The sequence below is a fragment of the Burkholderia sp. Se-20378 genome (genome assembly GCF_017104665.1).
Taxonomy (GTDB): Bacteria; Pseudomonadota; Gammaproteobacteria; order Burkholderiales; family Burkholderiaceae; genus Burkholderia; species Burkholderia lata.
In genome coordinates, this window is the sequence record NZ_JAAGPG010000979.1 from 1 (window position 1) to 1,739 (window position 1,739).

At 68.5% G+C, this 1,739-nt stretch carries 2 protein-coding genes; both read left to right on the forward strand.

Annotated elements, in window-relative coordinates:
• The coding region (locus tag G3N93_RS39510) for a LysR substrate-binding domain-containing protein (RefSeq protein WP_241026902.1) at positions 1 to 277 on the forward strand (277 nt) is incomplete at its 5' end.
• Between the two features lie 180 nt (positions 278 to 457).
• Positions 458 to 1,739 (forward strand): MFS transporter (locus tag G3N93_RS39515; protein WP_206135471.1); only part of this gene is annotated, 1,282 nt, incomplete at its 3' end.

The following is a 1,739-nucleotide window of genomic DNA, read 5'->3' on the forward strand; positions in this document are numbered from 1 at the left end:
TCTTGCCGAAATGCCGAACCGCCCGACGCTGCGGCCCGTATACCAGGCCGATTCGTATGAAGCGATTCTCGCGATGGCGCGTCGCGGGCTCGGTCTCGCGTGGCTGCCGCAGCGGCTCGTTGCCGACGACGTGCGGCGCGGCGAGCTCGCGATCGTCGGCGGCGCCGACTGGCAGATCGGCTTCGACATCGCGCTGTACCGGCGCCGCAACGATCCGCACCCGGTACTGGATGCGATCTGGCGCACCGCGCCGTCACGCGACGACGGCGCGGATTAGCCGCGCCGGGCAGCGGTTCCGGGGCCCGCGCGCCGATCGGCACGATTGCGTGCCGAAATGGCACGAACGCCCGCCCCGCGTTGCCTACACTCCGCGCTTGACTGGCCCGAACGGCCGCCGGCCACGCCGCGCGCCGTCTTTCAAAATCCTGACGGCCAGCATTACCGGAGGAGCACAGGGATGACCCGCAACACGCACGCCGCGACGCCGGCCCCGCACAACCCGTGGCGCGAGATCTGCGCCGCGAGCATCGGCAACGCGCTGGAGTTCTACGATCTGCTGATCTATGGCTATTTCGCGATCGTCATCGGCCAGCTGTTTTTCCCCACGCACGACGCGGCGACTTCGCTGCTGCTGTCGGTGGGCACATTCGGCATTTCGTTCGTCACGCGCCCGCTCGGCTCGATCGTGCTCGGCAGCTATGCCGACCGCGCGGGCCGCAAGGCATCGCTGACGATGTCGATCGGCCTGATGATGCTCGGCACCGCGATGATCGCGTTCGCGCCGACGTATGCGCAGATCGGCATTGCATCGCCGCTGCTGATCATCGTCGCGCGGATGCTGCAGGGTTTCTCGACCGGCGGCGAGTTCGGCGCGGCCACTGCGTTCATGGTCGAGCAGGCCGATGCGAAGCGGCGCGGCTTCTTCGCGAGCTGGCAGATGTCGACGCAGGGGCTCGCGACGGTGCTCGCGGCTGGCGTGTCCGCGCTGCTGAGCCTGCTGTTGACGACCGACCAGCTGCATGCGTGGGGCTGGCGCGTCGCGTTCTCGGTCGGGCTGCTGATCGGCCCGGTCGGGCTCTACATCCGTCGCAACATCGACGAACCGGCCGATTTCCGCCGGCTCGGCGAGAAGGGGCGCGCGAAGTCGCCGCTGCGCGACGTGTTCGCGCGCGATCGCGCAAACCTGCTGCTCGGTGCGGGCGTCGTCGCGACGGCCACCGCGTTCAACTACGTGCACAAGCTGTACATGCCCACATACGCGGTCAAGCAGCTGCATATCCCGGCCACGTCGTCGTATCTCGGCGCGGTCGTCACGGGCGCGATGCTGATGGTCGCCGCACCGGTCGTCGGCCACCTGTCGGATCGTTTCGGCCGCATCCGCGTGATGCTGATCGCGCTGATCCTGGTCGGCGTCACGACGTGGCCGCTGTTCGTGATGTTGAACCGCTATCCGACGGTCGAGACGCTGCTCGCGGTGCAGGCGCTGGTCGGCCTGCTGATCGCGGTGAGCCTCGCGCCGCTGCCGGCGCTGCTCGCCGACATCTTCCCGACGAGCACGCGCGGCACGGGCCTTGCGCTGTCGTACAACTTCTCGGTGACGCTGTTCGGCGGCTTCGCGCCGCTGATCGTGACCTGGCTGATCGACGCGACGCACAACAAGCTGGCGCCGAGTTTCTACGTGATGGCCACGGCCGTGCTCGGGATCACGTCGGTGATTGCGCTCGGCCGCCGGATGCGCG